The sequence below is a fragment of the Streptomyces sp. NPDC090083 genome (genome assembly GCF_044747445.1).
GTDB lineage: Bacteria > Actinomycetota > Actinomycetes > Streptomycetales > Streptomycetaceae > Streptomyces.
This window is the reverse complement of record NZ_JBIVED010000002.1, coordinates 60929-86710: the sequence shown is the minus strand read 5'-3', so window position 1 is coordinate 86710 and position 25782 is coordinate 60929. Positions and strand designations below refer to the sequence as shown.

Genomic DNA, 25782 nt, shown 5'->3' with positions numbered 1-25782 from the left:
GGTGTGCACCCGTGGTGGGGCCGGGGCGTGAACCCGTGGCACGCGGCGGACGTTGTGCGCGAAGAGGTACGACGGCCGGTGAAGGGGACCGTATGGACGCCAAGTTGCTGCTGCTCGCCCTGTGCACGGGGGTGGGGCTCGGGTTTCTCCTCCTCGCCGTACGGCAGTTGGTGACCGTGGCGCGGTTGCTGGTGCGGGGGGTGCTCGTGACGGGCACGGTGATCCCGCGGATCGCGGGCGACCGGCGGCGGACCGGGCTGGTGCTGTTCACCGACCACCTGGGACGGCCGGTCGTCGTCGACGCGGGTGCGTACGGGGCGCTGCGCGGACTGCCCAGGGTCGGCGGGACGGTGCCCGTGTGCTACCCGCGCGACCGGCCCGCGGCGGCCCGGCTCTGGACGCCTCGGCATCTGCTGTCACCGGCGTTCGGCTGGTTCCTGACGTCGACCGTGGTGTTCGTGTGCGCGACCCTGCTGACCCGGTGAACGGGCGCGAGGCGGTCGGTCCCGGGCGGGTCCAGGACGTCGACGTACTGCGCGGGTTCGCCCTGTTCGGCATCCTGCTCGTCAACGCCCAGCTGATGGCGGGTCCTTACACCGCGCTCGGTGGCGGTCCGGATGCCTCCGGCGCCGACCGGGCCGCCGCCTGGGCGGTGACCGCGACCACCACCCTCTACCAGCTGTTCTCGTTCCTCTTCGGCTACAGCTTCGTCCTCCAGGAACGCTCCGGGCAGCCGGGCGGCGGGTCCGCCGGGCGCCATCTCCGGCGTACGGCAGGGCTGTTCGGCCTCGGGGCCCTGCACGCGGTGCTGCTCTACTCCGGCGACATCCTGATGACGTACGCCGTCCTGGGACTGGTCCTGTACGGGCTGCGCGGACTCGGTCCCCGGGCCGCGCTGCGGATCGCGGTCTGCCTGGTGGCGGGCCTCGCGGTGCTGCTGCTGGGGTACGGGCTGCTGACCGTCGCCCTCACCCAGCCGGTCACCCCGGCGCGGTACGCCGCCGAGGTGGCGCCCAGTGTGACGGCGTACCGGGGCGGTTTCCTGTCCGTGGTCGGGGCCCGGCTGGGCGAGCTGCCGGCGACCATGGGCGCGAACGTGCTCTACGCCCCCGACATGCTGGCCGCGTTCCTGGCCGGCCTCGCGGCGGCCAGGACGGGCCTGGTGGAGCGGCGCGGCCGGGACCGGACCTGGCTCAAGCGGGTCGTCGTACGGTGGCTGCCGGTCGGTCTGGCCGGTGGGGTGGTCACCGCGTGCTGTGCGGACGGGCCGCTGGACAGCCGCTGGTTCCTGGTCGGACACGCGGTGTCGCTGCTGACCGCGCCCGCGCTCACGGCGTCGTACGCCTGCGGGCTGCTCCTGCTGCTCGGCCGCGTGCGCCCGGCGGCGGCACGGGTGCTGGCCGCCTCCGGGCGCATGGCCCTCACGCAGTACCTGTCGCAGTCGCTGGTCCTCGCGCTGGTCTTCACCGGTTACGGCCTCGGCCTCTACGACCGGGTCGGCACCGCCGCCGTCCTGGCCGGATGCCTGCTGCTGTACGGCGGCCAACTCGCCCTGGGCGTATGGCTGATGGGGCGGGTGCGGTACGGGCCCGCCGAGCTGGTGCTGCGGACCGTCACGCTCGGACGACGCCCGGGCCGTCCTCCTTCTCCAGGCTCAGGCCCGGCAGCAGACGTGCCGCTGCGCGTTCCGTGATCGCCGCCGTCTCCGCCTTCGCCGCCGCCGAGATCTCGGCGGCGCCCGGCTCCTTGTACCAGGGGCGCAGCCGGATCAGGGCCGGCTTGACGCCGGTCGCGAGGAGGAGGGCGGTGCCCTTGGGCAGGGCGCGGATCCGGTCGGGCGGCAGGACGGACTCCTGGCGGTAGGAGTACGAGCGCGATGTGCCGTCCTTGCTGCGGGAGATGCTCGGGGTCTTCACGTCGTGCTGGCCGACCAGGGTGGAGATCTTCTGCACGAAGTCGGCGTCGTCCAGGCCCGCGCCGAGGAGTTTGACGGTCGCCGCGCTCCACAGCGCGTCCATCCCGACCTCGCCCCACACACGGGCGCCCTGACGGTAACTCTGCAGCAGGGTCACGACGTTGATGCCGCGCGAGCCGAAGTGGGAGTACAGGTCGGGGAGATCGGAGATGCGGCACACGTTGGCCGCCTCGTCGAGGACCGCGGTCAGCGGCGGGTCGAGCCGGCCGCCCATGCGTTCGGCGGCCACGACACCGGCCCGCATGGTCGCGTCGGCGAGGCCCGCGATGACGCCCGCGGCCGAGCCGCCGCCGTCCTTGGACAGCAGGTAGAGGGTGTCGGTGCCGAGCACGTGCCGGTCGGGGCGGAACTCCGGGAGGTGCGGGTCGGGGGTGACCCACGCGAGGATCTCGGGGTCGAGGAGGCAGGACGCGGTCTGGCGGGCGGTCTCGTAGATGCCGTCCCGGGTCTCCACCGCGCCGCGCACGGTGCCCTGCAACTGCTCGGCCATCGCGACGAGTCCGACCTCGCGGAGCAGGTCGATCGGGGTGCGGTCGGCGGGGTCGGCGAGCCAGGCCAGCAGCTCGGTCAGCGGGGCCCGGCCGCGGGCGGCGGCCAGGAACAGCGCGGTGAGGGTGTTCTGGGCGGCCGAGATCCAGAAGTCCTTCTTCGCGGTGTCGTCGTTGACGGACGCCACGAAGTGACCGGCCATCCGGCGGGCGCCCTCGATGGTGTGGCACTCGCCGAGGATGTTCCACCACATGGCGCGCGGGGTGTGGGCGATGCCCTGCGGGTCGAACGTCCACACCGTGCCCGCCTTCTCCCGCTGGGCGCGGGTGACGGCGTACACGTCGGACTTGTTGGAGGTGAGCAGGACCGCGCCCTGGGCGCGCAGCACCCGGGGGACGGCGATGCCGGTGGACTTGCCGGCCCGGGGCGCCATCAGGTCCAGCTCGACGTCCTCGTAACTGCTGCGCAGTTCGGGGCCCTTGGGGTCGAGGTCGCCGAGGAGGTTGCCGGTCTCGTCGGGGTGGAGCTGCTCGCGGCCCTTGAGGGTGGGGCGCAGTTCGCGGGCGCGGGCCTCGATGCCCTTGGGGCACATGGCGGCGAGTTCGCCCTTCCCGGCGAGGCCCTTGGGCGCCCTGCCCCGGTCCATGAAGAAGTTGACGGCGAGGGCGGCGGGCACCGCGACGAGCGCCAGCAGCCCGAACATGCCGGCGTAGGGCACGGCGGCCGGGGCGCCCGGCCACAGCGCGGCCGGTCCGTGGGAGACCAGCGCGGAGACGGTGGACAGGGCGAACGGCGGGGCGTCCCAGCCGTAGCCGGCGAGACCGGCGCCGAGGGTGCCGCCGGCCCAGACCATGGTGAACGCGACGACGCCGAAGGCGGCGACCGCGGCGATGGCCCACTGCAACTGGTCGCTCAGGTCGGTGCTGCGGGGTCCGCTCATGCCGTCCACCCCCCGGCCGACGCCTCCACGGCGGGGAAGCCCGGGTCGCCGGGGAGGGCGAGGGTGGCCGGGGCGCCCGGGAGGGTCATCGGGAGCGGCCCTTCCTGCGCGAGCCGGGCGACCTCCTGGGCGGTGCGGGCGGCGGCCCGCTCGATGGCCGCCTCGTTGGTCGTCCAGCGGGTGTTGGTGTTGTGCAGGTCGCGCTCGGCGTCGGTGATGGCGACCTTGATCGGGATGCCGGGGCGGCCACCGACCTTGATGAGGAAGCGGCCCCGGCCGGGAGGCTCCTCGTCCTCGCCCCGCACCCCCCAGCCGGGCGGCGAGGACCAGGACGACACGAGCTCGATCTCGCGGCGGGAGAGCCCGACGACCTTGCCGAGGTCCTCCATCTCGGTCTTCGGCAGTCCGGCGCAGACGACCATGCCGGCCCGCTCGACGAAGCCGCGCGCCTTGGCCCGGTCGGCGTCGGTGCCGAGGGCCTCGGCGTCCTTGAGGGTGTGGGTGATCTTGGCGTCGCCGAGGCCGAGGGAGCGGTTGAGCCGGGTGAGGGCGTCGATGCGGTCGACGATGCCCGAGGCGGCGCGCAGCGGGCGCCACAGCTCGTCGAGGACGGTGAAGAACCAGCGGCGGGGCGCGAGTCCGGCGTCCGCGAGGGCGTGCGAGGCGGCGACCGTGCCGAGGCCGTCGGACCAGGCGGCGAGCATCGCGGCGGCGGTGAGCTGGGTGTCGGCCTCGCCGATGCCGGAGATGTCGATGCACACGGCGGGCGCGTTCGCGTCGATCCGGGTGGAGGTCTCGGAGGCGAAGGTGTCGCCGAGCGGGCCGTCGAGGATGCCGAGCAGGGAGCGGTGCAGCGGGTCGACGGCGTCCCGGTAGCGGGTGTCGGACCCCCGGTCGAGGGTGACCGCGCGGACCCGGTCGGGGCCTTCGGTGAGGACCCGCAGCACGTCGGGCAGGAGCACGCTGCGGCCGGGGACGGCGCGTTCGCGCAGATGGTGCAGGACGGCGGAGAGCACGGACTGCTCGTGGTCGTCCATGGGCCGGCCGCGCACGATGGTGATGAGGGCGGCGACCATGTTCAGCACGCGGCCGTGGGCCTCCGCCTTGAGGACCTCGCCGGCGTCGCCGCCGATCTTCGCGGCGGCCTCCCCCATGGCGCCCGGGTCCAGGACGTTGATGCCGCCCCGGCCGCGGCCGATGGAGATGACCTGGCCGCCGAGCGCGCGGACGGTGTCGGCGTAGTCGGGCTTGAGGTCGCCGAGGACCAGCGGGACGACCCCGGTCGCGGCGAGCCCGATCAGCATCCGGTTGATGAGGGTCGACTTGCCCAGGCCCGGCATGCCGAGCATGAACAGGGAGGGGTTGGAGATGTAGCGGGCCCGGGTGAACCAGTTCAGCGGGTCGCCGCAGACCGTGGCGCCGGTGAACAGGTGCTGGCCGAGGGGCACTCCGATCATGGGCGAGCCCGAACCGGCGGCGAACGGCCACATGCCGCAGGCCTGCACAGTGGTGGCACGCCACATGGTGGGCGGATCCATGTACCCGACGCGGCCACCGCCGGCCCCCGGCCAGCCGCGCGCCGGGACGTACGGCTCCCGGGGCTTGGCCGGTGCCTTGCCCTTGCCGCCGCGCCCGGCGTCGGCCCCGGTCGCGTTCTTGCCCTTGGTCTTGGTCTTGGTCTTCGCGGACTTCCTCGCGTCGCCCAGGACGCCGGACCCGTCCAGGCCGACCAGCCCCGACCCGCCCGCGGCCACGTCCCGGAGCGACTCCTCCTCGGCCAGCAGGTCCGCCCGCTCGGCCAGCTTCTCTTCGCTACGGCGGCTCACAGCGCCTCCTGGAGTTCGTGCGGGACGAGGGTCTGCTCCCACGGCAGGATCCCGGCGGGCAGGGTGCAGCTGAACGCGGCGGCCTGCATCCGGTCGGCGGGGCGCATCAGCACCCGGGACGCCGCCGTCAGGTTCCGCACGGTGACGCTGGCGTCGGCGAGGTCCTCCAGGGTGTCGACGGTGACCGTCAGCATCAGGGAGAACTCCACGAGCCCGGCGCCGGACGCCTCCTCGGCGGCGGTCTGCTCGGCCGCCCGCACCTCGGAGGCCGCGCGCGCCTGGACCATGCCCTTGCCGGAGGTGGCCATGAACTGGGCGCTGCGCCGGTCCGCCTCGACGATGCGGGCGGAGGTGGCGGGGTCGATGGCCCGGTAGACCAGGGCGACCCGCTTGCGCCGGGTGCCGGGGGCGGCCTCCAGCATGCCGCGCAGCACCGAGGAGCGGACGGTGCCGCGGGGCGCCAGCGTCAGCATCCAGGTCCGGGAGACCCCGGAGTCGTGCTGGTAGGCGTTCACCGTCTCCACGGCGGCGGCGGGGCCGGCGTCGTCCCACTCCAGGCCCGTTCCGCCGTGCTGGGCACGGGCGTTGAGGACGTCGGCGGCGACGGCGGGGTCGTAGGCGACCCGGACGACCTCGGCGATCCGTTCCGCCGACAGCGGGTAGGCGGCACCGCCGCCGGCCGCGACGAGTCCGCTGAGCAGGCCGGGGATGCGGATGGCCAGTTCGGTCATCACGTCCTCCTTCCTGCGGCGCTGGCCGGCCGGGTTGCCGTAGGTGAGGGTGACGTAGGTGTGCATCTCGGAGGAGGCGCTCGGGTAGTTGTCGACGACCTCCTCCATCACGGCGCGGGCGGCGGCCGGCGCGTCGGGGTGGATGCGGGGCAGCACCTCGTGGGCGAGCCGGGTGCCGGGGTCGGGGGCGGTCTCGACGATCACGGTGGCGCCCTTGAGGCCGGGTTCGTGGGAGAGCCGGGCCAGCCACTCGCCCCACAGCGCGACCCAGACGTCGACCTGGTCCGGGTCGATGAGCGAACCGCCGTCGGGGTCGCAGCCCAGGACGATCGTGTACAGGTCGCGCTGCGGGTGGTGCAGGATCCCGAACGGGCGGTCGTAGGCGTCGCGGCCCTCGGTCGCGGTGACCTTGTTGAGCAGTCCCGGCGGGCGGAACCGGCCGCCGGGGCGTGCGGACAGCGGGCCGGAGACGTAGAGGTGCGCGCCCGCGGCCTTACGGCGCCACCAGCCGACGCGCAGGGCGAACAGCTGGTAGACGTTGCGGCCGTCCTGGGTGCGGATGGTCAGCGGGATGAGGAAGAGGACGACCGGTACGAACACGATGATCGCCGCGTACAGCGAGATCAGCGACGCCAGCAGCGTGGCGACGAGGCCGCCGAAGATCACGAAGGTGCCGATGAGGCCGAGCGGCCCGAGCCCCGCGCGCCTCGGCCTGCGCCAGTTCCCGTAGGTCGGATGGGAGACGGCTTCCGTGGACATGTGACCGGTTTCCTTTCGTGCGGTGACGCGAGTACGGCGTGAGGTGGGTCGAGGCCGGTGGGGAAGACCGCCGGGCGCCCTGGGGGAAGGGCGCCCGGCGGCCGTTCGTCAGGGGAGGCGACACCCGCGGCGGGCAGCGGCGTACGGCCCGGGTGTCGTGTGCTCCCCCGTGCTCACTTGTTGTTGCCGAGGTCTCCGTCGCCGCCCTCGACGGCGCCGGAGACGGTCGAGCCGGCGGTCTGGGCCGCGGCCACGGCCGCGAGGACCGCGATACCGGCGGGACCGCCCAGGGCGGCTCCGGCTTCCTTGCCCGCTCCGCCCGCGGCCTTGCCCGCGCCGCTCGGACCGGCCGAGCCGGACGAACCGTTCGCGCCCGACGAGCCGCCGGCGCCGTCCGAGCCGTTGGTCCCGGCCGAACCCCCGGCCCCGGCCGAACCGGACGAGCCGCCGGCACCCCCGGTGCCGCTCGCCCCGCTCGGGCCCTTCTGTCCGCCGCCGCCTCCGCCGGACCCGCCGCTCATGGCGCCGACCTGTACGGCACCGCTCGCCAGCTGATTGCCCGCCTGGCCCATGGAAGCCATCGGGTCGCCGGTGCCCATGGCGGCGGTGGCGGGGACGACGAGCTTCAGCAGCGCGGGAAGCGCGATGGCGGAGAGCAGCATCACCCCGATACCGGCGATACGGGTGTTGACGTTGGCGTTCGAGCTGGTCTTGCCCTGGGTGATCATCGTCATGCCGGCGTTCAGCACGAGCGCGACCGCGGGCTTGTAGAGCAGCCAGGAGATCATCCAGCCGATGTGCTTGCGCCACCAGCCGGCGCCCCAGTCCGTCATCGAGGCCGCGGCGGCCATCGGAAGGGTGCCGAGCATGATCATCATGACGCCGAGCCGGATGTACATCAGGATCGTGTGCAGGATGCCCGCGAGCAGCAGCAGGAAGGCGAGGATCAGCAGCAGGAAGGACTGGATGTCGCTGTTGTCCCCGCAGGCGCCGATGTTGTCCAGCGCGCTCTGCACGGAGTCGTTGAACAGGTAGGTGGAGTAGCTGTCCGCGATCCTGGCGGCGGCCAGGCAGATGGTGGTGGCGGCGCCCGAGACGAGGACGACGCGCATGATGCCCTTCAGGGCGGTGACGCCCGCGGTGCCCCTGCGCTCGATCGCCATCTTCCCCGCCGCGAACAGCAGGGAACCGACGGCCAGATAGACCACGATCCACGATGTCTTGTCGCTGAGGTCGTGCGAGGTGGTCGTGTCCTCCAGGGTGGGGACACTGTCGGCCAGTCCCGCGAACACCGCGATCGCGGCGGCGAGGATCGTCTTCGCGATCAGCCCGATGACGGTCCCGACCGGGTCGCCGAGAAAGCTGAAGAACCCGGTGATCGCGTCCGCGAGCGGATTGCCGTTGCTGCAGGCCGCCATGTCAGACCCCCCACAGGGTGTAGCCGACGGCGCTCTGCTCGGTGGCCAGCTGCGAGTACAGGCCCCCGCTTCCGTCGGGCTGGACCTTCCAGTCGCCGCCGCTCCAGCGCACGGAGACGCTGGTCTTGGCGTAGCCCTGGTCGTTCTTGATCAACAGTCTGATCGTCGCCGCCTCTCCCGTGTACGAGGCCACCTGGAACCCGGCGTAGGAGGAGGTGACCTGGGCGCTGTCGGAACTGTCGGTGTCCGGCACGGCGGTGCGCTGGAACTCGAACAGCCGCCGGCCCTGTCCGGCGACCACCTGCTGGTCGGTGACGGTGCGCCACTCGGATCCGCTCATCTGGGTCGGGATCACGGTGGCGGCCAGCACGGAGCCCATGGGGGTGTGCGCGAAGCACCACCACACGGCGCCCTGGAACCTCGTCGGCCCCGCCGAGGCGGAGACCGGCACCCGTCCGATGCCGAGCGTGTGCCAGGTGATGTCCTTGGGCACGGTCGTCGGTATCGCGTCGCCCGCGCTGTCGTCGGTACGGCAGCCGCCGGGGCGGCCGTCCTTCTTGGAGACGGTGCCGGACAGCGGGCCTTTGGACACCGACGCCTTCGCACGGCCCGCGGAGCCCGCACCGGACGTCAGCGTGGCGATCACGCCCAGGACGACGACCAGCGCGAGGAATACCGCCGAGGCCTGCCAACTGCGCTGCTTCCAGTACGGCCCGGACTCCTCGGACCGCTGTTCTCCGCGTTTGAAGATGCCCACTGTCCCTCGCCCTCTAGTTGAAGACGAACTGGACGAGCGGGCCGGCCGTGGCCACCAGCACACAGCCGCCGAGCACCATGCCGAGGCGGCTCATGTGCTCCGAGCTCTCACCCCGCTTGACGGAGATGGCCATCATCGCGCCGGTGACCAGGACGCCGCAGACGCCGGCCGCGGTGCCGGCCCAGGCGAGGATGCCGAGGACGAGGTTGACCTTGCTGGTCAGTTCGCCGGGAGCGTCGCTGGTCGGCTGCGGGACGGTGGCGGCGAGGATGTTGGAGGCTTCGTAGAGCATCGTGGACATGAGGATTCTCCGAGGAGTCGGTGCCCGGCCTGAGCGTGGGGCGAGAGGGTGAACTGGCAGTACGGAAAGGCCTGTTGGCCTCAGGGGCCTTGAAGGGTCAGGTCGCCGAGGAAGGTGACGAGCGGGCCGGCCGTGGTGGCGATCACGCAGGCGAGGGCGACGAAGAAGACCCCGCGGAAGTGCTCACCGCCCTCGCCCGGGTCGCCGCGGCGCAACTGGAGCGCCATCTGGATGCCGACGATGATCAGTCCGGCGACGCCGCAGGCCGAGGCGCACCAGGAGAGGGTGTTGATGACCAGGTGGCCGTCGTCGCCCGGGTCGTAGCCGTCGGCCAGGTACCCGGCGGCGGTGAGGAGTTGGCTCACTTCATGGCTCCCTCGCCGTAGACGTCGCTGCCCACCAGCCGGGAGAGCGTGACGAGTTGCCTGGGGATGTACTTCAGCGGGCTGTCCGTGCGCCATGCCGGGATCCACGGCACGCGGTGCACCCGGGCGACGGAGCGCAGGATCCGGACGCGGCGCAGCAGGCCGAGGGGCAGCCGTCCGGGGGCGTCGGCGACGAGCACCACCGCCAGCAGTTCCAGCCCCTGCGGGGCCTTGCCGTCCTTGAGCTGTCCGAGCGCCTGGGACACGGACCGCAGTCCGCTCGCGCTGGTCCGCCCGACCAGGACGATCCGGTACGGCTCACCCCGTGCGGGCTCCGGCCAGCGGGCGCCCACGTCCACGCCGCCGAGGGCATCGGCCAGCGAGGTCGCGCCGGACCCGCCGTGCGCCTTGACCCACCCGACGTCCTCCCGCGACCGGCCCCGGGCGGCGCCGCCCCGCTTCGTCGGTCCCCGGTCCTGCGCCACCGGCCGGCCCGAAGTGGTCTTGCGCGCCGGCGAGTTGGACGGGCGGGCGGCCTGCCGGGGGGTGATGGTCTGCCCCGGGGCCGCGGTCCGCCGTGCGGCGGGCGACGCGGGGCGGGGAGCGGTGGGCGCCGCAGGGCGGGGGGCGGCCGGAGCAAGTGGCCGCGGCGCGGGCTGCACGGCGGCCTGCGCCTGCGCCGCCGGTGCCGCCTCCCGCACGGGCGCGGACGGCAGCCCGCCGCCGAAACCCTGCGGCGCGGGATACACCGACTGCCCCGCGGGGGCCTCGGGTCCGGCCGGGGGCGACTGCACGGCGGACCGGGTCTGCTGCGCCGCCGGTGCCGCCTCCCGTACGGGTGCCGACGGCAGGCCGCCGCCGAAACCCTGCTGGGGGGAGTGCGCCGGCTGCCCGGCGGGGGGCGCGGCGGGGGTGTCGTCCGTCGCCGGGTGCGTGGGCTTGGGTCCCCGGACCCATGACTGCGGGCCCGGCTGTGGTGCCGAAGGAACGCCCATGATGTTTTTCCCGCCCCCCTCTTGGCTGCTGCTTCCGCTGCTCTGGCTCATCCGGTTTCCGCTGTTTTGAACTTTTTCGTCCCGGGGCCCGTTGCGCTCTACCGGGTCCGGCGGACAGCACAACGGGCCATGTGGGCACAGCGGTTCAAGACGAGCGGAAGAAGGCGGAGGACGCGGATGGGTGCCGCAGAGGGCGAGGAGGGCGGGGGCTCGAAGGCCGTCATGTACGGCATGGCCGGCGCCGGTGTGGGCGGCTGCGTGATGATCCCGCTCGCCGTGGCGGGCGCCGTACCGCTGATCATCATCTTCGGCGGGCTCGGAGTCCTGCTGGCCCCGCTCATCGCGCTGATCCTGCTCTTCGGAGGAGGCGGCGGCAGCGCGGACAACTACGGCAGCGACAACGACACGGCCAACCAGATGCTGGCCGTCCTCCAGGGCGACGGGAAGGGCGAGCTGGACACCGACACCGTTCCGGCGGACCTGGCGGACACCATCAAGAAGGCCGGTGAGCAGTGCGACGCGATCGGCCCGATCGTCATCGCCTCCCAGCTGGAGAAGGCGTCCGGCTTCAACTCGACGCTGGTCGGCGCGCACGGCGAGACGGGCATCGCACAGCTGAAGCCGGACATCTTCAGCAAGTACGGCAAGGACGACGACGACAACGGCAAGACGCAGGCGACGGACAACAAGGACTCGATCATGGCCCTGGCCCGCTACATGTGCGATCTGGCGGGCCAGGGACAGACGCTGCTCGACAACGGCACGGTCGTGAAGTCCACCGACAAGAACGGCAACACCACCAACAGCGTCCTGGACCTCGCGCTGGCCGGCTACGCGATGGGGATGGACGCCGTGAAGGCCGCCAAGGGCGTCCCGCAGTCGAACGACGCCCTGAGCTACGTCCTCGCCATCCGCGCCCAGTTCGCCAAGTACCAGGGCATCGCCGCGCCGCCCTCGGGCGCCACCCCCGGCGTCACGCCCACCCCCACCGACTGACCCCCCTCCATCCCCCTCCATCCACCAGACCCGCCGCACGAGGAAACAGCCATGGACCGCTTCACGGTGTACGTGTCCGACGAAGGTCTCGCCGAGATCAACGGCGACCCGCTCCTCCCCGCCCCCGGTCAGTCCGTGCACGATGCCGTGCTCGACCAGTTGCACCGGTACGCCGAGGAGTCCGGCGCGGCCGTGGACGCCACGGTCGGCGACGGTCCCGGCGCGACCCACTTCGTGCTGCGGGTGCTCCCGGACGGCTCCAGCCAGGTCGTCGCGCCCGACCCCGAGGAGGCACCGGAACCCGAACCCCGCCCGGAACCCGGGCCGGCCACAGCCACCGCTCACCCAGCCACCGCTCCCCCCGCCACCGCTCCCCCGGCCTCCGCCCTCGCCACCGCCGTCGCCCGCGCCCGCGCCACCGCCGCCACCCGTGTCACCCCGCAGGACCCGCTCGCCGACGTCGGCCTGCCCCCGGTCGGGCTCTCCGAACAGGTCGGTGTCATCAACGAGTTGGGGATCGCCGGGCGGCTCGACGAGGCCTTCGCGCGGGCGACCGCGCTGCGCGAGAGCCTGACCGGATCGGTGGGCGCCGAGCATCCGCACGCGGTGGAGGCGCGGGCCATGGAGGCGTACCTCGCGTACCTGCGCGGCGACCATCGCGAGGCCGTCGTACTCGCGCTGGCCGTGGCCCGCATCCGGTGCGGCACCGGGGACGAGCGGGCGTCGATGGACGTGGCGCGGGCGGCAGCCGCCTGGCAGCAGCTCGACGACTCCCGGACCGCCGTCGCCCACGGTCACGAACTGCTGCACATGTGGGACATGTTGAGCCGCCGGGGTCCACTGCCGCCCGGCCACGCCGAACTCGCCGAAGAGGTCCACCGATATGTGCGGGCACTGGAGGCGGCGTACGTCTGACCCTTTCGCACGCGCCCGGCGCACTCCGGCGCACTCCGGCTGACCGGCTCGTCAATCGCCTCGTACACCAGGCGTCAAACAGACGTGGACCGTCCCTCGGAACACTCCCTTCCCCACGAGCCCCGCCCGGCCCGCACACGGCCCGGGCGGGCTCTCCGAGAAGCTGGAGTACTGCCATGAACGTGACGGCCATCGCATCGGCGAGCGCGGTCTCGCCCGAGGAACAGGCGCTGCGCGACCTGTATCTGGAACACGGACCGGCCCTCTACTCGTACGTGCTGCGCATGCTGGACTGGGACGCGCACCGCGCGGAGGACGTCCTCCAGGAGACGCTGCTGCGGTGCTGGAACAACGGGAACCTGACCGACACCGAGGGAATGGCCGTCCGCCCCTGGATGTTCCGGGTCGCCCGCAATCTCGTCATCGACGCGCACCGGACGCGCACGGCGCGGCCGTTGGAGGTCAGCGGCACCAACTGGCTGGCCGACATGTACTGCGAGGTGGACGACATAGACCGGATGCTGTCGTCCATGGTGCTGCACGAGGCCCTGCGGTCGCTCACGCCCGCGCACCGTGAGGTGCTCCGGGCGACGTTCTTCGCGGACCGCACGACCCAGCAGGCCGCGGAGGACCTGGGGATTCCGCGGGGGACCGTGAAGTCCCGGGTGTACTACGCGCTGCGCAGCCTCCGCCTCGCGCTGCGGGAGCACGGGGTCGTGGTGGACGAGGCGCGGGAGACGGACGCGGAGCCGGGCGTGGCGTGCTGACCGCCGGCCGGGGGCCGGAACGGCATCACGGGTCCGGCGGCGTCTCCGGCCCGTCGGCGTCCAGGTCGCGCAGGCCCGCGTCCACCTCCGCGACGTCCGGGTGGCCCAGTTCCGCCAGCAGCGCGCGGGCCGACCGCAGCGCGGCGCGGGCCGCGTCCCGGTCACCGGTGGCCCGGTGGGCCGCGCCGAGGTGTTGCAGGACGTCGGCTTCGAGATAGTGGTCCCCGATCACGCCGAACAGGCGCGCCGACCGCTGGAAGCGATCGATGGCGTCCTCGTACCGGCCGAGGTGGTGAAGGGCGTAGCCGGTCGTGTCCTGGGTCGAGGCCATTCCGTAGAGGTCGCCCAGTTCGTCGTAGAGGACCAGCGCCTCCCGGCAGCAGTCGAGGGCCTGCGCGTGGTCGCCGAGCAGGATGTACGTCCAGGCGACCTGGTTGAGCACTCCCGCTTCGCCGTTGCGGTCGCTCTCGTCCCGGAACAGGGCGCGGGCCTGCGCGTAGTGGTCGAGCGCGGTCGTGCGCCGGTCCGTCCGGTTGCACAGGTAGGCGAGGCCGCGATGGACCCGGGCCTGGCCGAACGGGTCGCCGGTACCGCGGAACAGGTCCAGCGCGCGTTCGAGGCAGTCCGCCGCCGGCTCCGCGTGGTCGAGCTGTGAGTGCGCCACCCCCAGGCCGCTGAGGGAGTACGCCTGGCCGGTGGGGTCGTCGAGCCGCCGCGCCGCTTCCAGGGCCACGCCGTTGATCTTCACCAGGTCGTGCCAGAAGCCGAGCCGGTTGAAGTAGACGTCCAGGACAGCGGCGGTGCGCCAGGCGTGTTCGTCGTAGCCGCGGGCGGCGGCGTGTTCGACCATCGCGCTCAGGACGTACCGCTCGGTCCGCAGCCAGGCCGTCGCCTGTGCGCGGTCGTTGAACCGGAGGGGTTCGCTGCCCGTTGTGCCGGGGGGCAGGGCGATGGGCCCGCGGGACGGATCGAGGACCGAGGAGGCGTGGTGGGCGGTGCGCAGGACGTGGTCGTACATGCGCAGCAGTGCCGCGCCGCGGACGCTCTCGCTGTCCTCGGTGTCGGCGAGTTCGCCGGAGAAGGCGCGCAGCAGGTCGTGGAAGACGAAGCGGCCCGGAGCGCGTTCGATGAGCAGGCTCGCTCGGGTCAGCTCGGTGAGCAGGGCACGGACTCCGCGGGGTGGCGCGCCGGCCAGTGCGACGGCCGCGGCCGTGGTGATGTCGGGGCCCGGGTGCAGCGCGAGCGCGCGGAAGAGTCCGGCCGCCTCGGGCGAGAGCGCCTGGTACGACCAGGAGAACACGGCACGGGCGTCGGTGCCGGGGTCGTCGCCGGCGAACGCGTCGAGGCTGCCGTGGTCGTAGCGGAGTTCCTGGGCGACGTCGGCGAGCCGGAAGCCGGGATGGTGGGCCGCGCGGGACGCCACGATGGCGAGGGCCAGCGGCAGCCGGGCGCAGGACTCGGTGATCGCGGCGACGGCCTCCGGTTCGGCGTCGACCCGGGCGCGGCCCAGCCTCCGGGACAGCAGTTCGTACGACTCCTCCGCGCTCAACAGGCCTGGTGTGACCGGGCGGGCGCCCTGCTGGGCGACGAGACCTCCGAGGCGGCTGCGGCTGGTGACCAGGACGAGGCTGCCGGGGGTGCCGGGCAGCAGCGGCCGTACCTGCCCGGCGTCGCGGGCGTTGTCCAGCACGATCAGCACGCGCCGGTCGGCGAGGATGCTGCGGTAGAGGGCGGCCTGCGCGTCGAGTCCCTCGGGGACGGCCTGCGGGGCCACGCCGAGCGCCACGAGGAACATCTCGGTGACGGAGTCCGGTGGCATCGGGGAGCCGTGCGGGTCGTAGCCGCGCAGGTTGACGTAGAGGCTGCCGTCGGGGAACCGGTGGGCGATCCGGTGGGCCCAGTGCACGGCGAGGGCGGTCTTGCCGGTCCCCGCCATGCCGTCGACGACGCCGATGACCGCGGTCCCGGGCGGGCCGTCGCCCTCGGGCAACAGGGCCGACAGGCAGCCGAGTTCGGCGCGCCGGCCGGTGAACAGCGGCAGGTCGGCGGGCAGTTGGGCGGGTCCCGTCGCACCGGCCCGGTGGCCGGGCGAGGGTGCGTCCGGCTCCGCGGGAGACGCGGCGGCCGGCACGTCACCGCCCAGGATCCGCGCGTGCGCGGCACGTAAGGACGGGCCCGGTTCGATGCCGAGTTCGTCGGCCAGCACCTGGCACGTGTGGGCGTAGGCCTCCAGGGCCTCGGCCCGCCGCCCGGACCGGTACAGGGCGGTCAGCAGCAGCGCGCTCACGGCCTCACGCAGCGGATGCGCGGCACGCAGCGCCAGCAGTTCCGGCACCGCCGCCTCGTGGCATCCCAGCTCCAGTTCGATGGAGAGCCTCAACTCCAGGGCGTTCAGCCACCGTTCGGCCAGGCCGGTGCGTGCGGACTCGGCGTAGGGGCCGGGCACGCCGACGAGTGCGGCGCCGTCCCCGGCGGCCGGCACGGCACGCAGCGACCGGACCGCGCCGGCGCTGTCCCCCTCCGCCCGGCGGCGCTCGGCCTCCAGCACCGCTTCCTCGAACTCGGCGAGGTCGCTGGAGATCCGGTCGGTCCGCAGGGCGTACCCGTCGCCGATGGAGACCAGCAGCCCGGACGGCAGTCCTGGCGGCCGCTCGGGCTCGAACAGCTTGCGGAGCCGTGCGACGTAGGTGCGCACCATCGCGACGGCGCCCCGGGGCGGGGCCGCACCCCAGACCCCGTCCACGAGATCGGCCACACCGATCGCCCGCCCACGGCTCAGCAGCAGCATGGCGAGCACCGCACGCTGCTGAGGGGGTCCGAGTGCCACTTCGACGGGCCCCTGCCAGGCACGCGGTGAGCCGAACAGGGAGAACCGGAGGGCCTGTACTCCACTTTCCTCCACGGCCCAGCACAGTAGCCGCTGCGAAGGCGAACGTCTGACCGAACAGGCGATTCCGGCCCGACGTTTTGCAGAGATGACACACCCCGGCAATCTGCCGAAGAGGTCACCGGACGGGGCAGTCGAATCCCTGAAGTCCTAGGGTTCTACGACGACTTCCTGCGCCGCGGCCGTCGTGTCGGCCAGCAGCGGCGCGTCCGGCGGCACGTTCCGCTTCACCAGGGCCAGCGCGATCGGACCCAGTTCGTGGTGGCGTACGGAGGTGGTGACGAAGCCGATCTTCCGGCCCTCCGCGCCCTCCGCCGCGAGCCTCAACTCCGTGCCGTGGCCCGGGAGATGGACCTCGCTGCCGTCGAGGTGGAGGAAGACCAGGCGGCGCGGCGGCTTGCCCAGGTTCTGGACGCGGGCGACCGTCTCCTGGCCGCGGTAGCAGCCCTTCTGGAGGTGCACCGCCGTGCCGATCCAGCCCAGCTCGTGCGGGATCGTGCGGTGGTCGGTCTCGAAGCCGAGGCGGGGACGGTGGTGCTCGACGCGCAACGCCTCGTAGGCCAGGATTCCGGCGGCGGGACCCGACTTCTCGGCGTACGACTCCAGGTCCTCGCGCGGGAGGAAGAGATCGCGGCCGTACGGCGTCTCGCGGACGACGACCCCGTCCGGGACCTCGGCGATGGACCCGGCCGGCACGTACACGACCGCGAACTCGCTGGTGCGGTCGGTGACTTCGACGCGGTAGAAGAACTTCATCGACTCCAGGTAGGCGATCAGCGCCTCCTGGGTGTCCGGCTCGGTGTGCATCCAGACCGTGGTGCCGTCGTCGACGAGGTACAGCGCGTGCTCGATGTGACCGTGCGCCGAGAGGATCAGCGCCTCGGTGGCGACACCGGTGGGAAGGTCGCTGACGTGCTGGGTGAGCAGGAGGTGCAGCCAGCTCAGCCGGTCGTCCCCGGTGACCGCGACGACCCCGCGGTGCGAGAGGTCCACGAAACCGGTGCCGTCGGCGAGGGTGCGCTGCTCACGGAACAGGTCGCCGTAGTGGGCGGCGACGCCTTCGTCCACTCCTTCGGCGGGGACGGCGCCGGGCAGGGACAGCAGGGGGCTCTTCATACGGGTAAGCCTACGACTCGGCGGGCGAAGTCTTCGTGGCCGTCTTCAGCGAGCAGTCACGGCACCTGCCGAAGATCGCGAAGTGCTTCATGTCGGTCTCGAAGCCGAACGTGTCCCGCAGCTTCTCCCGGAACTCGGCGGCGACCTCGACATCGGCCTCGATGACGTTCGTGCAGTCACGGCAGACGAGGTGGATGTGATGGTGCCGGTCCGCGAGGTGGTACGTCGGCGCCCCGTGCCCCAGGTGCGCGTGACTGACCAGCTGGAGTTCCTCCAGCAGCTCCAGGGTTCTGTACACGGTCGAGATGTTGACCCCCGACGCCGTCTTCCTCACCTCGATGAGGATGTCGTCGGGGGTCGCGTGCTCCAGTGTGTCCACGGCTTCGAGCACGAGTTGCCGCTGCGGCGTCAGCCGGTAGCCGCGCTGCCTGAGGTCGCTCTTCCAGTCGGTGCTCACCACACCTCAGAGTCTAGGACTACTTGAAGAAAGCGATCCCGTCGTCCGGCATGTCGTCCGGGAGGGCCTTCGCCCAGCGCTCGACGTCCTCCGGAGTGACGACCTTCTTCAGGTGGGCGGACATGTAGGGGCGGAGCTCGACCTCGGGGGTCTGCTTCTCGCCGACCCACATGAGGTCGCTCTTGACGTAGCCGTAGAGCCGCTTGCCGCCGGTGTACGGGCCGGAGGCGGCCGTGCGGGCGACGGCGTCCGTGACCAGGTCGATCTGGGGCTTCTGCTTGGCGAGGTCGCCGTACCAGATCTCGACGACACCGTCGTCCCTGGTCATCGTGACCTCGACCTTGCGGTCGGCGTCGATGCGCCAGAAGCCGGACTCGCTCTCCAGGGGGCGGACCTTGTTGCCCTCGCCGTCCAGGACCCAGGTGTGCGAGTGGTACTCCAGGAAGTCGCGGCCGTCGTGCGTGAAGGAGACCTCCTGGCCGAAGTTGCACTTCTCGGAGCCGGGGAAGTCGTGGACACCCGCGCCGGCCCACTCGCCGAGCAGGAAGACGAGGGGGACCAGGTCCTTGTGGAGGTCGGACGGGATCTCGATCATGACGTCAGCAGTTCCTCGGTGGGGGTCAGCGCTGGCCCTGGTACAGCTTCTTCACGCTCAGTCCGGCGAAGGCGAGAACGCCGACGCAGACCAGGACCAGCAGGGTTTCGAAGAAGATCTCCAACACGGGTGCTCCTCGGATGAGCGTGGTGCGATGCGTGTACACGTACGTAAGGCCGGGCCCCAGCTTACGCGGCAGGGGCCCGGCCTTCTCTGCGAGGTGCCGCTAGCTCAGCAGCTGGCTCTGCAGGGTCACCGTCTGCTGGAACGGCACGGCCTGCGCCTCGCCCTTCCTCGACTGCACGATCATCGCGACGGTGTCACCGGCCGTGACGAACGCCAGCCGGACCTGTTCGGCGCCGTACGGCTTCACCTCGACGTACGGGACCGACGAGACGTTCGTGACCTTGGCCGCGTCCGGGAAGGCGTCGTCCGGTTCATAGCTGTCGGCGCCGATCACCGGGTGGGTGGGCGACGCGAACCCGGCCATGTCCCCCGAGACCAGGCCGTCGGCGGCCGTCGCCGTGTCGAACTGGAGCAGGTAGATCCGGGTGTGCGTGCCGTCCGGGGTGGTCCAGCCGCGCGCCGCGATGTGCCGGACGCCGTCGTCCTTCAGCTTCTGCGCGACCTCGCTCCGGTTGTCGCCGGACGAGAACTCGGCGAGGAACACCTTCGTGGCCAGCCAGCCGTCAGCGCCGTCGAGCGCCTTGTCCCCGGTGGCCCCCTTCGGCGCCGGCAGCACCAGCGCGCGCAGATCCGCGAAGTGGGACCCCGACCGGTTCGACTCGGCCAACGGTCCCGGGCTGCCCTTCGGCAACGGCGGCTTGGTGAGGGTGGGGTAGTCCCACCGCCCGTCCGACGCCGTCGCGAGCCCGGGCACGTCGGTCCGCTTCATGTCGGTGATCCCGTACGCCGTCCCGGCACCGGCCACCGCGAAGACGACCACGGCGGCGGTCCACCGGAGCACCGCGCGAAGGATCCGCCGGTCCTTCTTGGCGTCCTTGGCGACGACGGGCAGAGGCTCCTGCTCAAGCGCGGGCTCCTGCTGCTGCGCCTGCTCCGGCTCCGGCTCCGGCTCCGGCTCCAGGGATGCGGGGAGCGTCTCCACGGCCTTCTCCTGCTGCTGGTCGGTCATACCGCCTCCCCCGGGTCCTTGATGCGGTCGAGCTGTTCTTTGAGCAGGCGGGCGATGGCGGAGGTCTGCATCGGCCTGGCGGATTCCGCCGTGAGGGAGACCAGGACCTCGCCCTGGTAGGCGGAGCAGTAGATCGCGTCGAGTTTCTCCTCGGGGTCCTTCGGGGAGAGGAAGCACCTGGCGTTCTTGTAGCCCTTGACCGTCGGGCCGGGCCGGAAGACACCGAGGGCGTCGAGGAACTCGTTCTGGAAGCGGGACTCGCTCCGTACCGCCGCCGTGTCCTCGATCTGGGCCAGCACGATGTCCACCGTGGACGCCTTGTCCGTGTAGCCGGTCGCCTGCTGGTCGGAGCTGGCGTAACTGCGCATCGCCAGGCCCTTGGTGTGCTGCTTGTCGATCGCCTTCTCCAGCGGCTTGCGCTGCTTGAGCGGCAGGTCCTTCAGCGCCTCCTTGCGCAGCGCCGTCGCCTGCTTCCCGCTGAAGGCGGTGTCATGGCCGTACTCCGCGATGTCCGGCCCCTGGCTCCAGCCGTCGTCCGGGCTGTACGGCACGAGCGCCGCGGCGAGCCCGGACGGCGTGGCCGCGCCCTCCGCCTTCTCCGAGGACGCCTTCGGGAACGTCCATACGGCGTCGCCCGCGTCCCGGTTCGCGCCGTTCACGGTCACGACGGTGTACCCGACCGCGCCGACCACGGCGAGGCTCAGCAGCACGACCCCGGCGATCGCCGCGATACGGCCCTTGCGCACCGGCTTCTTGACGACATCAGGGGGCAACTCCTCGGAGCCACCGACCGGTTCGGGGTTCTCGGTGGTCACAGTCGCTCCATCTGCCGCTTGGCCAGATCCATGATCTTCTTCTGGGAGACGGGGCTCCCGGAGGAGACCCAGATCTCCATCTCGATGTCACCGCGCCAGGCGTGCGCGTCGGCGTTGTAGACGTCCGTGTAACCGGCCTTGCGATCAGGCGAGTGGTGGACGTACGCCATCCCGTCACCGGTACCCGGGATGGGCCAGCTGTCGGTGTGGGGCTTGCCCTCGGCGTAGTGGTAGGCGCTGTTCGTGTCGTCGGCGGCGACGAGCTGGTCCTGCTGGCGGAACTGCACGAGCCGGATCTCGACGAAGAGCGAGCTGCCCTCCCGCCAGTTCACGACGGCCTCGCGGCGGAACTCGTCGGCGACGAGGTCATCGAAGGCGTAGGCCGGCTTGTCGTACGTCTCCGCGTACCCGGCCAGGTCCAGCCATCCGTCCTGCCCGACGGTGTAGTCCGCGTCCCGCGCCCCGCTCGGCCGCTTCAGCAGCAGCTTGCGCAGGTCGCCGTCCACCTTGATTTCGCGGTCCTGGGCGGCGGACAACGGCTCCGGAGCCGGCCCCTTCGCCTGGGCGAGCGTGGCCTGCGAGAGCGAGGGCAGCGCGTCGGGTGCGCGGTTCGCCTGGACGAGGAACCCCGTGCAGGCACCGGCGACGACACCGAGCGCGGCGGCGACGGCGATCAGGAGGGTGGTGCGACCGCGGCGGCGCGGCCTGTGTTCCGTCGTTTCCTCAGGTACTTCAGGTACTTCGACTGCTTGAGGTACTTCGGCTGCTTCAGGTACCTCGGGCACTTCGGGTACTTCCAAGACGTCCCCCCACAGAACGTGACGTGCGCATTCCATATGCGCGCACAGAAGACCCGTGGCTACTGCAAGGAGTTGTAAGGGAGTTGATTACGATTCGGTCATGTCGAAGAAGCTCGTGATCAAGGTGACCGCCGGATCGGACGCGCCCGAGCGCTGCTCACAGGCGTTCACGGTGGCCGCGGTAGCCGTCGCCAGCGGAGTGGACGTCTCGCTGTGGCTGACCGGCGAGTCCGCGTGGTTCGCCCTGCCGGGGCGCGCCGCGGAGTTCGAACTCCCGCATGCCGCCCCGCTGCCGGACCTGATCGACTCGATCCTGGCAGCGGGCCGCGTCACGCTGTGCACGCAGTGCGCGGCCCGGCGGGACATCTCCGAGAAGGATGTCATCGAGGGGGTGCGGATCGCCGGGGCGCAGGTGTTCGTGCAGGAGGCAATGGCGGACGGGACGCAGGCCCTCGTCTACTGAGCCTTCACCGAGCCGATGAACCCCGCCCAGGCGTCGACGCCGAAGACCAGCGTGCCGTGGGTGGGGTTCTTGCTGTCGCGGACCGGGACGAGACCGGGGAGATTGGAAGCGACTTCGACGCAATCGCCGCCATCGGTATTGCTGTAGCTGCTCGTACGCCAGTCGGCAGTGTTCAGGAAATCGTCGGAGACCTCGACGCAGTTGCCGCCGTCCGGGTTGCTGTAACTGCTCTTGCGCCACGCCACGTTGCTCAAGTCGATGGCTCGCACGGCACTTCCTCCAACATCCGCAGGATGAACATCCGCGACTCGGCCGGGGGCATCGCCCGGTCGCGTACCGCATCATAGGCACGCTGCAACTGCTCAACCCGTTCGGTTTCCTCGATCAGTTCGCCGCGCACGTCGTTCTCCGCGTAGGCCACACTCCGACCGTCCGGCAGCTTCAGGAACATGGTGTTGGTGTTCGACAGGCCGTGCACTCCGGAGCCGAACAGCAGCACATGGATCGTGACGTTCGGGCGCTCAGCGGCCTCTGCCAGGAACTCCAACTGCGCCCGCCACGCCCTTTTGTCGCGCAACCCCGTGCGCAACACCGCTTCGGAGATGATGGCGCGGAACGGTGGCGCGGAATCGCCCTCCAGCAACTTCCTTCGGCTCACTCGTGCTTCGATTTGTTGCTCCAACTCCTCGCCCTTGGCATTGCCAGCCGTCAGCGTTTCGCGGACGTAGCCGTCCACTTGAAGCAACCCAGATGGCGCGGTCGCGGCATAGTGCCACAGGCTCAACGCCTCGGCCTGCAGCAAGAAATACCGGCGATACTGCTCCTTGAACCGCGTCGGGTCGCCAACTGCCAGCTCCCACAGGACGAGCAGCATCGAACCCGTGCCGTAGAACTGGTCCAGCGCCTGCACAACTTCAGGCCCACCCAGCGTGCCCCCTCGCTCCATCTTGCCGAACAGCGAGGCGTCCCACCCCACCGCCCTCTGCAAGTCCCGCAAGCTGAGACCCCGTTGGGTCCTCATCCTCCGCAACTCCTCCGCGAACCGCTTCCTGGGTTCATGGCTCAACGTCGTGACAGCCACCCGTTGCGGCATCACAACCTCCTGTGGAATTTGTGGAATTTGGCATGCCCGGCGTTGAAGTTGATCCCGTCGGCGCTGTGTTCGCCTCCGACCTGGGCCATCCTCGTAACACACCCAGGAATGCACAGAGTAGTGCAACTTACGTATTACGTACGTAAGTTGCACAAAAAGGAGGCGCGCCGATGGAACCAGGAGCACTGCTCTACGACCCCGACACCGGCAAGGTGGGCGAGTACCAGGACTCGGCCGGCCCATACGCCCTGCTGCGCCCTGTCGGCGGAGGCCGCGAATGGCAGGCCGACCCCGGGTCGCTCCGGCCGGCCACGGACGCGGAGCGCATCCGCGCCGGCGTCCACGCGGCGAACAACCGCGCCCGCACCGACGCCCCGTTCCTGGTCAACGTGCCGCCCCGCCCGGTCCCCGGCTGCGCGTCCTGCGAGGAACTGGCCGAACTCCGGTCGCTGGCCCGCGCCGGGTACGACCACAGCGCCGAGACCGACGCGAACGTCCTGCTCCGCAAACACCGCAGTGAGGCCCACCCCGTATGAACCGCCCCCTCCCCCACCAGCTCATCCAGGTCCCCCCGGCCCAGGCGGTACCGCCCCCGGTCATCCCGCCGGCGCCCTTACCCGTCGTACGACAGCAGAGGACCCCGGCACCACCACCCCCCGCGGCACCGGCCACCCCACCCGCCCCTGCCCGGCGCCGACGACGCCGGTTCCGTACGCCCCGGGCCCTGCGCGAGGACGCGTTCTGGACGGGCGCGCTCACCGCGATGTGCGTCGGCGGCCTGCTGATGGCGATCATCGCGACGAGCTGAGCCGCCGTCCCGCCCCACCGTGCCCGCTACGCCCCCGGCTCAGGACAGCTTCGCTCCGGGGGCGAACGCGGGCAGCTTCTCCAGGCTGCCGCGCACGGCCTCCGCGCCGTACTCGAACATCTGCCGCTCGTAGTCGCCGACCGCGTCGAGCAGCTCCCGGCGGCCCGCGTCGGCCTCGATCAGGCGACGGCGCAGCAGGTCCGCGTCGCGCAGCGCGGTGTTCGCGCCGTTGCCCCCGGTCGGCGAGGTGGCGTGGATCGCGTCGCCGAGCAGCGTGACCGGGCCGGGCGCCCAGCGCGCGCCGGGCTTGACCACCCGGATGGACAGCAGGGTGCTGTTGTCCGGGTCGGCCTGCTCGATCAGCGCGCGCAGCTCCGGGTGCCAGCCGTCCATCCTGGACAGCACGGCGTCCTGCGCGGTCACGTTCTCCGGCGAGCCGTTCGACGGGAGGATCATGGCCCAGCGGACGTAGTCGCCGATGTCGGGCAGCGTGACGTCGGGGGCCAGGTGTTCGGCGGCCCGCTTCGGCGGGGTGCGGAAGCGCATCGCGCCGAGCAGCAGGCTGACGCCGTCGCCCGCGATCTTCGAGCCGTACGCCTTGGACAGGCCGGCGAACTCGTCGGTCAGCGGGGTGCGGCCGATGACGAAGCGGACGCCGGTGTCGGTGGGGGTGGTCTTCGGCGACAGCACCCCGCGGACCGCCGAGGTGACGCCGTCCGCGCCGACGAGCAGGTCGGCGGTGGCGGGGTCGCGGTGGGCGAACCGGGCTCTGACGGTGCCGTCGGGCCGGACGTCGTAGCCGGTCAGCGCGGCGTCGGTGTGCACGGTGAGGCCCGTCAGGAGCAGGTGTCGCAGCACCTGCCGGTCGACCACGATGCCGGTGCGGCCGGAGCCGAGCCTGCCGACCTCGTTCAGCAGCGGGTCCAGGATCAGCTGCTCGGCGGAGGCGTCCATGACGATCTCGTCGAGGAGCGGGTGCCAGCGGGCGGGCAGGCAGTCGCGCACGGCCTGGAAACCGACCGGGTCCAGGACGAGGCGGTAGCCCTGGAACCGGGCGACGATCCCGGGGTCGCGTTCGAAGACGTCGGCCTCGATCCCGGCACCGCGCAGACCCTGCGCGAGAGCGAGACCTCCCAGACCGGCTCCGACGACGGAAACTCGCATGACGTACCTCCGGGATACCGACACGGATTGACGAACTAAGTTCGTCCTGACGAACTAAGTTCTACTTAACGAACTAAGTTCGTGTCAAGGTAAGGTGGCGGGCATGCCAGCCGATCCCCACGAGCGTCCCGATCCCCGCGAGCGCCGCGCACCCCGCAAGAAGCCGATCACCGTCGAGCGGATCACCGACGCCGCACTGGAGGTCGTGGCCACCGAGGGATACGACGCGCTGACCATCCGCCGGGTCGCCGCCGTGCTCGGCACCGGCCCGTCGTCGCTGTACGCGCACATCGTCACCAAGGACGACATCGACGACCTGCTGATCGGCAGGCTCTACGCCGAGGTCACCCTCCCCGAACCGGACCCGGCCGCCTGGCGCGAGCAGCTGGTCGATGTGTACACGCAGATCCGGGACCTGTACCTGAAGTACCCCGGCATCTCGCGCGCCGCCCTGGCCATGGTGCCGACCAGCCCGGAGACACTCCGGGTCGGCGAAGGCATCCTGGCGATCCTGCTGGCGGGCGGCATCGAACCGCGAACGGCCGGCTGGGCCCGCGACGCCCTGTCCCTCTACGTCAGCGCGTACGCCCTGGAACAGTCCCTGGTCCGACTACGGCGCGGGCACCAGGACCCCGGATGGGTACTCGGCCGGGACGAACTGCTGGCCCACTTCACGGCCCTGCCGGCCGAGCGGTTCCCGCAGACCCGAGCCCACGCCACCGCCCTGACCTCCGGCACCGGCCCCGACCGCTTCGACTTCACCCTCGGCCTGCTCCTGAACAACCTGCGGCCCGCGGGCGGTTGACCGGGAGACGCCCCTCGGTCACACCCCCGGCCCCTCCCGCCACAGGCAGAACGGATGCCCGGAGGGGTCCAGCAGAACCCGCACGTCGTCCTGCGGCTGGATCGCGTGGAGCGTGGCCCCCAGGCCCACGGCCCGGTCGACCTCGCCCTCCAGGTCGTCGACCTCGATGTCGAGGTGCAGCATCATCTGCTGGTCGCCGGGGGCGCGGGTGGGCCACATCGGCGGGACGTACTCCGGCTCGGTCTGGAAGGAGAGGCCGGTGCCGCCGCCGGGCGGGCCGATCAGCACCCAGTCCGGTTCCTCGGCGCGGATCACGTGGCCGAGGAGGCCGACGTAGAAGGCGGCCAGCTCATGCGCGTCCCGCGCGTCGAGCACCACGGTGGACAGTCTCGTAGGCGACATGCCCGCCC

At 71.8% G+C, this 25782-nt stretch carries 28 protein-coding genes; 9 read left to right on the top strand and 19 right to left on the bottom strand.

What is annotated here, in order from left to right:
* Positions 1 to 92 precede the first annotated feature (92 nt).
* Together ACIPTO_RS06165 and ACIPTO_RS06160 are read left to right on the top strand one after the other, a co-directional pair.
* The gene (locus ACIPTO_RS06165) at positions 93 to 485 is read left to right on the top strand and encodes a DUF3592 domain-containing protein (RefSeq protein WP_366323854.1); all 393 of its coding nucleotides are present in this window, start codon (positions 93 to 95) and stop codon (positions 483 to 485) included.
* Positions 461 to 1693, top strand: coding sequence for a DUF418 domain-containing protein (locus ACIPTO_RS06160; RefSeq protein ID WP_401189802.1), 1233 nt, complete (start codon positions 461 to 463; stop codon positions 1691 to 1693). Before ACIPTO_RS06165 ends, ACIPTO_RS06160 begins: the two co-directional genes overlap by 25 nt.
* Here ACIPTO_RS06160 and ACIPTO_RS06155 read toward each other — a convergent pair.
* The 8 genes from ACIPTO_RS06155 to ACIPTO_RS06120 all read right to left on the bottom strand — a co-directional run bounded on the left by ACIPTO_RS06155 (position 1614) and on the right by ACIPTO_RS06120 (position 10556).
* Entirely contained in the window at positions 1614 to 3404 is a 1791-nt protein-coding gene (locus ACIPTO_RS06155) for a TraM recognition domain-containing protein (protein ID WP_366323850.1), read from the bottom strand. The genes ACIPTO_RS06160 and ACIPTO_RS06155 overlap by 80 nt on opposite strands.
* Positions 3401 to 5230, bottom strand: coding sequence for an ATP/GTP-binding protein (locus ACIPTO_RS06150; protein WP_401189800.1), 1830 nt, complete (start codon positions 5228 to 5230; stop codon positions 3401 to 3403). The genes ACIPTO_RS06155 and ACIPTO_RS06150 overlap by 4 nt, the downstream gene beginning before the upstream one ends.
* Positions 5227 to 6720 carry an SCO6880 family protein gene (locus ACIPTO_RS06145; RefSeq protein WP_366323846.1) on the bottom strand — a complete coding sequence of 498 codons (1494 nt, stop codon included), beginning with the start codon at positions 6718 to 6720 and terminating at the stop codon, positions 5227 to 5229. The genes ACIPTO_RS06150 and ACIPTO_RS06145 overlap by 4 nt, the downstream gene beginning before the upstream one ends.
* 173 nt (positions 6721 to 6893) lie before the next feature.
* Positions 6894 to 8138, bottom strand: coding sequence for a hypothetical protein (locus ACIPTO_RS06140; RefSeq protein WP_366323844.1), 1245 nt, complete (start codon positions 8136 to 8138; stop codon positions 6894 to 6896).
* A 1-nt stretch (position 8139) separates the two neighbouring features.
* Positions 8140 to 8895, bottom strand: a complete 756-nt coding sequence (locus ACIPTO_RS06135; RefSeq protein WP_366323843.1) for a hypothetical protein — start codon at positions 8893 to 8895, stop codon at positions 8140 to 8142.
* A 13-nt stretch (positions 8896 to 8908) separates the two neighbouring features.
* Complete coding sequence (locus ACIPTO_RS06130) at positions 8909 to 9196, bottom strand: hypothetical protein (RefSeq protein WP_366323841.1); 288 nt, start codon at positions 9194 to 9196, stop codon at positions 8909 to 8911.
* A gap of 80 nt (positions 9197 to 9276) precedes the next feature.
* Entirely contained in the window at positions 9277 to 9561 is a 285-nt protein-coding gene (locus tag ACIPTO_RS06125; protein WP_401189799.1) for a hypothetical protein, read from the bottom strand.
* Entirely contained in the window at positions 9558 to 10556 is a 999-nt protein-coding gene (locus ACIPTO_RS06120) for a hypothetical protein (protein WP_401189798.1), read from the bottom strand. The genes ACIPTO_RS06125 and ACIPTO_RS06120 overlap by 4 nt, the downstream gene beginning before the upstream one ends.
* A 177-nt stretch (positions 10557 to 10733) precedes the next feature.
* On the opposite strand from ACIPTO_RS06120, the gene ACIPTO_RS06115 reads away from it, so the two are divergent.
* The 3 genes from ACIPTO_RS06115 to ACIPTO_RS06105 all read left to right on the top strand — a co-directional run bounded on the left by ACIPTO_RS06115 (position 10734) and on the right by ACIPTO_RS06105 (position 13234).
* The gene (locus tag ACIPTO_RS06115; RefSeq protein ID WP_366323835.1) at positions 10734 to 11552 is read left to right on the top strand and encodes a lytic transglycosylase domain-containing protein; all 819 of its coding nucleotides are present in this window, start codon (positions 10734 to 10736) and stop codon (positions 11550 to 11552) included.
* 51 nt (positions 11553 to 11603) lie between these two features.
* On the top strand, positions 11604 to 12467 hold the full coding sequence (locus ACIPTO_RS06110) for a hypothetical protein (RefSeq protein WP_401189797.1): 864 nt from the start codon (positions 11604 to 11606) through the stop codon (positions 12465 to 12467).
* Positions 12468 to 12643: 176 nt separating this feature from the next.
* Positions 12644 to 13234, top strand: a complete 591-nt coding sequence (locus ACIPTO_RS06105) for a sigma-70 family RNA polymerase sigma factor (RefSeq protein ID WP_401189795.1) — start codon at positions 12644 to 12646, stop codon at positions 13232 to 13234.
* Positions 13235 to 13259: 25 nt separating this feature from the next.
* Here ACIPTO_RS06105 and ACIPTO_RS06100 read toward each other — a convergent pair whose 3' ends face one another.
* From ACIPTO_RS06100 to ACIPTO_RS06070, 7 genes are all read right to left on the bottom strand, one after another.
* Entirely contained in the window at positions 13260 to 16136 is a 2877-nt protein-coding gene (locus ACIPTO_RS06100) for a BTAD domain-containing putative transcriptional regulator (protein WP_401189794.1), read from the bottom strand.
* Positions 16137 to 16271: 135 nt separating this feature from the next.
* Positions 16272 to 17237, bottom strand: coding sequence for a folate-binding protein (locus ACIPTO_RS06095; protein WP_366323827.1), 966 nt, complete (start codon positions 17235 to 17237; stop codon positions 16272 to 16274).
* A 10-nt stretch (positions 17238 to 17247) separates the two neighbouring features.
* Positions 17248 to 17697: a transcriptional repressor gene (locus ACIPTO_RS06090; protein ID WP_366323825.1), complete on the bottom strand. Its 450-nt coding sequence runs from the start codon at positions 17695 to 17697 to the stop codon at positions 17248 to 17250.
* A 16-nt stretch (positions 17698 to 17713) separates the two neighbouring features.
* Entirely contained in the window at positions 17714 to 18289 is a 576-nt protein-coding gene (locus tag ACIPTO_RS06085; protein WP_401189792.1) for an FABP family protein, read from the bottom strand.
* A gap of 226 nt (positions 18290 to 18515) precedes the next feature.
* Positions 18516 to 19424, bottom strand: coding sequence for a hypothetical protein (locus ACIPTO_RS06080; RefSeq protein ID WP_401189790.1), 909 nt, complete (start codon positions 19422 to 19424; stop codon positions 18516 to 18518).
* Positions 19421 to 20239: a hypothetical protein gene (locus ACIPTO_RS06075; protein WP_401189788.1), complete on the bottom strand. Its 819-nt coding sequence runs from the start codon at positions 20237 to 20239 to the stop codon at positions 19421 to 19423. The genes ACIPTO_RS06080 and ACIPTO_RS06075 overlap by 4 nt, the downstream gene beginning before the upstream one ends.
* The gene (locus ACIPTO_RS06070; RefSeq protein WP_401189786.1) at positions 20236 to 21024 is read right to left on the bottom strand and encodes a hypothetical protein; all 789 of its coding nucleotides are present in this window, start codon (positions 21022 to 21024) and stop codon (positions 20236 to 20238) included. Before ACIPTO_RS06070 ends, ACIPTO_RS06075 begins: the two co-directional genes overlap by 4 nt.
* Positions 21025 to 21139: 115 nt before the next feature.
* On the opposite strand from ACIPTO_RS06070, the gene ACIPTO_RS06065 reads away from it, so the two are divergent.
* The gene (locus ACIPTO_RS06065; protein WP_366323815.1) at positions 21140 to 21502 is read left to right on the top strand and encodes a DsrE family protein; all 363 of its coding nucleotides are present in this window, start codon (positions 21140 to 21142) and stop codon (positions 21500 to 21502) included.
* On the opposite strand, the gene ACIPTO_RS06060 is transcribed toward ACIPTO_RS06065, so the two are convergent.
* Complete coding sequence (locus ACIPTO_RS06060; RefSeq protein WP_401189785.1) at positions 21496 to 21771, bottom strand: DUF397 domain-containing protein; 276 nt, start codon at positions 21769 to 21771, stop codon at positions 21496 to 21498. The two genes, ACIPTO_RS06065 and ACIPTO_RS06060, sit on opposite strands and share 7 nt — an antisense overlap.
* A complete protein-coding gene (locus tag ACIPTO_RS06055) occupies positions 21753 to 22595 on the bottom strand; it encodes a helix-turn-helix domain-containing protein (RefSeq protein ID WP_401189783.1) in 843 nt (280 codons plus the stop codon). Before ACIPTO_RS06055 ends, ACIPTO_RS06060 begins: the two co-directional genes overlap by 19 nt.
* 170 nt (positions 22596 to 22765) lie before the next feature.
* Here ACIPTO_RS06055 and ACIPTO_RS06050 point away from each other — a divergent pair, with 170 nt between their 5' ends.
* Both ACIPTO_RS06050 and ACIPTO_RS06045 read left to right on the top strand, forming a co-directional pair.
* On the top strand, positions 22766 to 23131 hold the full coding sequence (locus ACIPTO_RS06050; protein ID WP_366323809.1) for a hypothetical protein: 366 nt from the start codon (positions 22766 to 22768) through the stop codon (positions 23129 to 23131).
* Entirely contained in the window at positions 23128 to 23403 is a 276-nt protein-coding gene (locus ACIPTO_RS06045; protein ID WP_366323807.1) for a hypothetical protein, read from the top strand. Before ACIPTO_RS06050 ends, ACIPTO_RS06045 begins: the two co-directional genes overlap by 4 nt.
* A gap of 39 nt (positions 23404 to 23442) precedes the next feature.
* Here ACIPTO_RS06045 and ACIPTO_RS06040 read toward each other — a convergent pair whose 3' ends face one another.
* On the bottom strand, positions 23443 to 24567 hold the full coding sequence (locus ACIPTO_RS06040) for an FAD-dependent oxidoreductase (protein WP_401189781.1): 1125 nt from the start codon (positions 24565 to 24567) through the stop codon (positions 23443 to 23445).
* Positions 24568 to 24670: 103 nt separating this feature from the next.
* Between ACIPTO_RS06040 and ACIPTO_RS06035 the strand changes: the two genes are divergently transcribed.
* Positions 24671 to 25372: a TetR/AcrR family transcriptional regulator gene (locus ACIPTO_RS06035; RefSeq protein WP_401189779.1), complete on the top strand. Its 702-nt coding sequence runs from the start codon at positions 24671 to 24673 to the stop codon at positions 25370 to 25372.
* Positions 25373 to 25390: 18 nt separating this feature from the next.
* On the opposite strand, the gene ACIPTO_RS06030 is transcribed toward ACIPTO_RS06035, so the two are convergent.
* On the bottom strand, positions 25391 to 25774 hold the full coding sequence (locus ACIPTO_RS06030) for a VOC family protein (protein ID WP_401189777.1): 384 nt from the start codon (positions 25772 to 25774) through the stop codon (positions 25391 to 25393).
* Positions 25775 to 25782 lie beyond the last annotated feature (8 nt).